The sequence below is a fragment of the Thomasclavelia sp. genome (assembly GCF_047249845.1).
Lineage (GTDB): Bacteria > Bacillota_I > Bacilli_A > Erysipelotrichales > Coprobacillaceae > Thomasclavelia.
The window spans coordinates 1-5,426 of record NZ_JBKTWO010000083.1; the positions used below are offsets into that span (position 1 = coordinate 1).

Consider the following 5,426-nt stretch of genomic DNA (forward strand, 5'->3'; position numbering starts at 1 on the left):
TGTTTTTGAGTTACTTCTTTAGCCATATCAATTGCAATCGATAATGCTGTTTTATTTGTTTCAATAGTAACTTCAACTAATGCATCTTTTGCAGCCTTTAATAGATTTACCATATTATCTACTTCTTCTTGAGTTGCATCCTCTTTAGCTGCAACTTGTTTAGCTGTATTAAGAACTGTTACTAATGCTTCCCAGCTTTCTTTAGTATAATCTGCTTCGTTTAATGATTCTGCTGCTGCAATAGCTTTGTTTAATGCTGTATAATCTGTTTTCTCTGCAAGCTTTCCACTTACTTTCCATTCAACAAGATGGAAAGAATCATTATTTTTATCTACTTCTACCCTACTATTATATTTTCCAACAATTTTTAAATATCGAGCAGTAATATCTAGATCAAATTTTTCACCATTTTGTGTTTGAATCTCATTTGTGTTTTTATCAGCAACTTTAGTCCAGTTTTCTTTATCTGTACTTGCATATACCTCATAATGATAATAACGATTGTTTCCAGCATAATATGGGATAATTTGGGTACTTTCAAGAGTGTAAAGATCTTTTAAATCCAAAATTATTTCAGGATTGTCTTTAACACTTCCACCATCCCAGTAAGAATTCAAAGAACCATCTATAGCATATTTAGCATAACCTCCATTTGCACCAGAAGAAGCAACTTCTCTGCTTGCTTCAATACTAGCCACAAATGTTAAATCTTTTTCATCTAATTTTATAATTTTCTTAACAACAGAATCCATTAATTCTTTGATATCATCCACAGAAGATAATGTTTCTCTCGAATACTCTTTATCATCTAATACCCAAGACCAGTACATTTCATATTTATCAGGTTTTTCTACTGTCGTTCCATTTAAAAGATTATTTTCTAAACTAATTAAATAAGTATTCCATACTTCTTTATATAAATCTTTAATCAATCCACTGAAATTACGTGCTGAATAATCTATCAATCCTTTATTTATAGAATTTTTCCATGTTGTAATCATTGCTTTTGCATTAAGTTCAAACATATCTAATGAAAAATCATCATAATTCTTAGCAAAATCAGTAGCTTTACCAATCCACTCACCTAATAAAGTACTAGAATTAATACTAGTTACTTCATCTAGAATATCAAAACTTGTTAGTAACTCTTCTTTTGCTTCTATAAATGCCTTACTATCTTTTGATGAATAAGCATTCTTTATATCAGCTAATATTTGATATTGCTTATTATTAATAATCTGAGCAACTAATTCAGAAAGATCAAATAAATATCCCTTACTTTGTGATAATTTATCATAATCTTTCAAGAATAGTATTAGAGCTTTTTCAAGATCTGCTGTAGAATAACGGAATTGTTCAATACTTAAATTTAAATCTGGATTTTTACTAACAAAAGAATGAACAGGACCTCTTGAACCGCTATAAGCAGTATCTTTTAAAATCATCCATGCTTCATACGCATTTTCACTATATTCACCATATCTTCTAGTAACATAGTTTTCAATCCATTGGTCTAAATCAATAGCCGTATCTTCCCATGCCATTTCCCATAATAGGTCATATGCAGCTGGAACATCTAATGTCGCTTCTGAAATAATTCCTATTCCTTGAAGGGTTGTATTACCTTTTTCTTTTACAAGCTGGGGTATTTTAGACAAAGATTTTAAATCCGCATCTAATGATGGCGCACCACCAAAGCTTTCTAACATACAATATACCCATGGAGTGTTATTAAACTTAGCATCATCAGGAATTCCTGTAGAACCTGCCCCGTCACCAGAATTTGGAACCGCAGTTAAATTTAATATCATTGTATGCTCATCACGATAATCACCAATACCTTCTAATAACTTTTTAGAAGGATTACTCCACCAATGCTGAATCATCCAAACTGCTTCTTCATCATATTTATCAACTAAATTTTCTAATACTTTTTTTGCAATAATATCGTCGCTTAAATCATTCGGTCTGATACCACCTTCATGGAATGGATCAACTGCATAATAATGATTATCTTTACCATATACGATTTCCTGTGCCTTATAAAACTTTTCAGCAAGAATTTCATAAGCCTTAGAATCTGTTCTAACCATCCATGGACGATCTAAACCTCCCCATTCACCTTGTGGAAGAAGATTATCAATAATCGTTTGATCTGAAACAAACTCTTCAACATTTGTTGGGAGCATGCCTGCATACCCTTGTAATACAGTCTGCATTCCCATAGCATTTTTCCATTGGATAGTACTTCTTGCAAGCTCTACTCTATCTTCAATCCAGCCTTCTGGAACTGGACCATTAATATATTCCAAGTTATCCATAAATTGCCAAGCATAATATCCAGGTCCTGACAACCAGTTTTTAGCATCTTCAAAAGAATATCCCAGCTCCTGTAAGAATAACACCCATACAGCTTCTTGCCCTGCTAGATCTAATACAACATTTGCACCGTTTAATGCTAACCAGTCAAGTTCATGTTGCCAATCTTCTAAATCATAATATGGAAATGTATAACTTAAAGTACAATAATTAAAAGCATATCGTACTTTATATGGTGATTCTTTTTGAATTACATTTTCTACCGGAACTAATTTTTCTGGCATTTTGGTTTGATTTGCAACCTCTGTAATATTAACATTACAATAATATTTATAATAATAATTCAAACCAGAAGCAATTGCCACACCGCTTGTTCCTTCAATTTTTATTTTTCCATTATGGTTAGAAATACGATAGAAATCTTTACCTTCTTCTATTTGAGGAACTTCTTTAAATTCAAACCAGTTAACATACTCATTTCCAACCGTTCTTGTTACAATACCATTTAAAAGTTCTGTAACTTCCAAATCCTTAGCATAATCACTTTTTACAAATGGTTCTAATTCATATTTTTCCTTTTTATTTTCTGTTTCTACATTACTTTCAATCCCATGTATTTTTATTTCAGCCACAGCTGAAATAGCACTTTCAGAATTATATTCTACATTAACACGAACATAACGAATACCTTTACAATCTGTTAATGTGATAACATCACCATCTTTTGATACAGGATCATTATCCTTTTTACTATAAATCTTATTATAATTTACACCGTCTACACTACCATAAATACTATATTTATATACTATATCTCCATCAGTAGGAAAATAAAGCATCATTTCAGAAATATCATATGCCTTTTCTAAATCAACCTCTACATTTGCAGGATATAATTTAGCAGTCCATCCATAATCTTTCATTCCATCAACTACTAAAGAACTTGCCTTTTTATTCATATTTGCAGTTGTTGGTTTATGATAAGCAATATTATCTTTATCTTCAGGATCAATTTGTGATGGTTGACTAGGTGTATAATTATCAACCTTTTCACCATACACTTCTGTTTCATACATATGTACAGACTTATTACTTGTCGTCTGTGATAATGTATTATGGGTCATAACAACTCGAATATAACGAGCAACTACATCTTCTTCTATATTATAAAACTCACCTGCAGAAGTAGCTAAATCATCATTTGTTTTCTCAGCAATTTTTTTATAATCAACACCATTATCACTTGCATATATAGTATAATGGTAACCTCTTTGAGGATTTCCATAGAATGGATATAATTTTAATTCTCGCACTTGATAAAAATCTTCTAAATCAATTTCATAATATGCTGGTGCTGCTCCACCATCCCAATATTTTCCACTTGTGTTGCCATCTGTAATTACCTTTGCAGGATACCCAGAATTATCTACACTTGCTTGAACTGGTTTGTTTTTAGCGATATTTTCAAGTTTTATTTCCCCGTTATCTTCGTATCGTCCATAAACTTCGACTTCAGATAAATGTACACCAGTATTATTAGGATCACTTGGCATTTTAATACCTGTCATTTCAACTTTCACATAACGTCCTTTTACTACTTGTGCAAAAGCATATTTATCTCCAGATGCTAATTGTTTATAGGGTTCTACCTTACATGCAACCATTTCAAAATCTTTTCCATTATCACTTACATAAATGTTATAAGTATATCCACGTGGATTTCCAAAATATGGATAAACATCAATTTCATTTATCTCTGCTTTTTTTCCTAAATCAATAATAACATGATTTGGATGAGGAACTGATGCAGCCCAATAAGGAGATGTATTTCTATTACCATCTACTACAGCCATTGCATTCCCCTCAGTTGTTTTAGATGCCTCTACAGTTTTTCCAAGAGCCAAATTTTCTCCTTTATCTTCAACCCTCGCATATGCTTCAACTTCAATCAAATGACGAGATGTTTGGCTAGATCCAGTAAATAAAACTTTTACATATCTAGCTAAACTAGGTGAAAAAGTATAACTATCTCCTTTTTCTGTAGCAATATTCTTATTATCCTTTTCAGCAATTTCTTTCCAATTAGAAAGATCCTCACTCACAAGAATTTTATATTGATAAAATCTTACATTATCATAATATGTAAAAATATTAATCTGTTCTAAATCATAAACCTTTCCTAAATCAATAATTACTTCTGGTTCTATATTATCTAATAAATCACCACTATCCCAAAATGAACTTTTTGACTTATCTCCATCAGTAATTCGATCATCAGGACACTGCCATGCATTTGATTGATCAGAAGTAATCATTGATGCAGTGACCTGTTTTCCCAAAGCAACATTTACTAACTCATCTTTTTCAACAGCATTTATTATAATTCCATGGGTTGAAATAAAAGATAAGGTAATAAACAATGATAGAAAAGATATTAAACATTTACGTACAAATTTCTTCATTTTTCTTTTTCCTTTCTCCATCTATTTTTAATACAACATTACTTTCATTATCCTTAAATATTTATAAAATAAATTACCTGATTATCTAATCCCTCTATTACTTAATTAGATAATTTCACATATTTATAAATTTTATTCTTTTCATAAACACAATAAAAATAATTATAAATTACTAAAATATATTATTTAGACCACTTTTATTTTTATTAGTATTATGAATTGAGAAACTAAACTATTTTTAGCTTAGTAAATATTGTAAAAGGTATAGTATAAAGCTATACCTTTTACAATTATTTTCTACTTCATATTTTCTTATAAATAAACCTGACTAAGTTAAATAAGTTTTTTTAGTTTATTTATGCTTTCTTTTTTTATTTCCATAGAATCCTAATGAGGCAATTGCTAGTCCTGCTAGTGGTAATATAACGTTTGTTGTATCACCTGTCTTAGTAGCATTTACCTTTGTATCACCTGGTTTTACTGTACTTTCAGGGTTAGTTGGATTAGTTTCTAATCCGGCCATTGCTTTGGTTAATCCATTTATGGCATTTTCTACTTCTTCTTTTGTTGCATTTGGATTATTTAATATTGCATTTGCTTTTGCTACTTCTTCATCTACTACTTTTAATGATGCTGCTGTATAGC

The 5,426-nt window shown here is 30.5% G+C and carries 2 protein-coding genes; both read right to left on the bottom strand.

The genetic code is table 11. The features are described 5' to 3' along the window. Window positions 1-4,781: alpha-N-acetylglucosaminidase TIM-barrel domain-containing protein (locus ACLR9T_RS13095; protein WP_413109953.1), on the bottom strand; the 4,781-nt coding region annotated here is incomplete at its 3' end. A gap of 352 nt (window positions 4,782-5,133) precedes the next feature. Continuing rightward, the coding region (locus tag ACLR9T_RS13100) for an LPXTG cell wall anchor domain-containing protein (protein WP_413109954.1) at window positions 5,134-5,426 on the bottom strand (293 nt) is incomplete at its 5' end.